A 2,666-nucleotide genomic window follows, 5' to 3' on the forward strand; every position below is an offset into this window, starting at 1 on the left:
ACGCTTTTTTTTGAATTTGTCATAAATAAAAAAGTTTATTGAAACGAATTTCAATAAACTTTTGGAAACATCATATTTTATAATGCTTTACAGCATTTTCACCAACTATTTTTGACTATTAAACCATTTTTTATAATGTATTTGTTATCGGTTTTACATATTCCTCTTGCTCCACAACGCATTCTGTGCGGACCGCAAGAGCATAAAAACAATGTTACAATCGCTATTAGAAGTAATTTTTTCATTTTATTGATTTACAATTTCTTGCATATTTTTCAATTGTTCCAAGTAGTCTCTTTGATTTGACAGTCTAGGAATTTTATGTTGTCCGCCTAATTTATCATTTTCTTTCAACCAATCGTAAAACAAATTGGGTCTGGCAATATTTATTTTCAACGGGTTTAAAGTCATATTATTATAACGCTTGGCTTCATAATCCGAATTCAAGGATTGTATAGTTTCATCGAGAATTTCTTGAAAGTGGGAAATGTTTTCAGGATTTTTCTTGAATTCAATCACCCATTCGTGCGCTCCTTTTTCTTTGTCTTTCATAAAAATGGGAGCAACAGTATAATCGACAACTTCAGTTTTAGTAATTTGGCACGCTCTAGCAATAGCTTGATCGGTATTTTCGACCATCAATTCTTCTCCAAAAACATTGATGTGATGTTTAGTTCTTCCTGTCACTCGAATTCTATATGGATTTAAGGAAGTAAAACGAACCGTATCTCCTACCATATAACGCCACAAACCTGAATTTGTGGTAATAACTATGGCATAGTTTGTAAAAAGTTCTACTTGTGCTAAACGAATTACTTTTTGATTTGGAGTTCCAAAAGTATCCATAGGGATAAATTCATAGAAAATGCCATAATCCAGCATCAGCAATAAATCATTGGAATTATTTAGATCCTGAATAGCAAAAAAACCTTCAGAAGCATTGTAAATTTCGTAATACTTAAAATCTTTATTAGGCAGAATTTTTTGATATTGTTCACGATAAGGTTCAAAACTTACGCCACCGTGGAAATAAACTTCGAGATTAGGCCATAATTCAAGCAAATTTCCTTTGCCGGTTTCTTCGAGTAATCTATTCATTAAAACCAGCATCCACGATGGAACACCAGCAAAACTAGTCACATTTTCATTTTTGACTTCATTTATTATTGCAGGAAGTTTCGTTTCCCAATCGCTCATCAACGAAATTTTGTTGTTTGGAGTGCTACTAAATTCGGCCCAAAGCGGCATATTTTCGATTAAAATAGCCGACAAGTCTCCAAAAAATGAATCATTGTCTTCATAAATTTGTGAACTTCCGCCAAGTCTCAGGCTTTTTCCAAGAAACATTTCGGAATTTTCGTTGTTATTTAAATACAAACACAACAAATCCTTGCTTCCTTTATAATGACAATCCTCTAATGCCTCGTAACTTACAGGAATGAATTTGCTCTTGGCATTGGTTGTTCCGCTTGATTTGGCAAACCATTTTATAGGCGAGTCCCAGAAAACGTTTTGTTCCCCTTTTCGAGTTCGTTCAATCATTGGTTGTAGTTCTTCATAAGTAGAAACAGGAACCCTTTCGGCAAAAGTTGCATAAGAATTGATGGAGACATAATCATATTCCACTCCTACAATAGTATATTCAGATGCTCGAATCAAATTCATTAGCAATTCTTCTTGAACCTCATTGGGATATTTAATAAAAAGCTCAATCTGGTGAATCCTTTGCTTTAGAACCCAAGATGCAAACGAATTGATTATAGGTAGTGGCATTTTTCTGATTTACGATTTACGATATTTGATCTACGATATTTGATTTGAATATCGAGTAACAAAAGCTAACTTTACGACGTTATCAAAAATAGTATTTTTTTTTAACTTTCTCTATTTAAAATCTAATATCGTAAATCTAATATATGCAATACGAAGGTGTTCTTACTAAAATGCAAACTGAATTTGGAAACCCAATTCAATATTATTTGGTTTTTGAAAATAGTTTTCTGAATGTAAATCAGTTGCTCAATAAAGACATTGCAATTTCTTTTCAGGGTTACCAATGTTTGAATTGCGGCAAAAAGAAGAAAATATACCGACAAGGATTTTGTTATGACTGTTTTTATTCGAGCCCAGCCGTTGGCGATTGGATTATGAAACCCGAATTAAGCACGGCTCATCTTGGTATTCAAGATAGGGATTTGGTGTATGAAGAAAAAGTACAATTGCAGCCACATATTGTTTATTTAGCTTTGTCAAGCGAAGTAAAAGTAGGTGTAACCCGAAAAACACAAATGCCAACTCGATGGATTGACCAAGGCGCAACACAAGCCATTTCTATTGTGGAAGTCCCTAATCGTTACCTTGCAGGAATTACTGAAGTTGCTTTGAAAAATCATTATGCTGATAAAACTAATTGGAGAAAAATGCTCCAAAATGATGTTGTACAAGTAGATCTAATTGCCGAAAGATTGAAAGTCGAAAATTTGATTCCTACCGAAGTTCAAGAATATTTCCACTCACAAAAAAATGATTTATACGAAATTCATTTTCCTGTTTTAGAATATCCAAAAAAAATAAACAGCTTGAGTTTAGAAAAAACACCTGTTTTTCAAGGAAAACTCACTGGAATAAAAGGTCAATATTTAATTTTTGAAGACGGAACGGTTTTT

Annotated in this window: 2 protein-coding genes; one reads left to right on the forward strand and one right to left on the reverse strand. The window is 33.0% G+C overall.

Annotation, left to right across the window (positions count from 1 at the left end; genetic code table 11):
• Positions 1-246 precede the first annotated feature (246 nt).
• Entirely contained in the window at positions 247-1,773 is a 1,527-nt protein-coding gene (locus tag PHC28_RS18040) for a GH3 auxin-responsive promoter family protein (protein WP_300103780.1), read from the reverse strand.
• 143 nt (positions 1,774-1,916) lie between these two features.
• Between PHC28_RS18040 and PHC28_RS18045 the strand changes: the two genes are divergently transcribed.
• A partial coding sequence (locus PHC28_RS18045) for a DUF2797 domain-containing protein (RefSeq protein WP_300103783.1) occupies positions 1,917-2,666 on the forward strand: 750 nt, incomplete at its 3' end.

This window comes from Flavobacterium sp. (assembly GCF_028712645.1).
In the GTDB taxonomy this organism is placed as follows: Bacteria; Bacteroidota; Bacteroidia; order Flavobacteriales; family Flavobacteriaceae; genus Flavobacterium.

What these genes read in the sequence shown, in the direction of transcription:
- PHC28_RS18040 (WP_300103780.1), bottom strand. Translation starts at nt 1,773, where the DNA reads ATGCCACTACCTATAATCAATTCGTTTGCATCTTGGGTTCTAAAGCAA.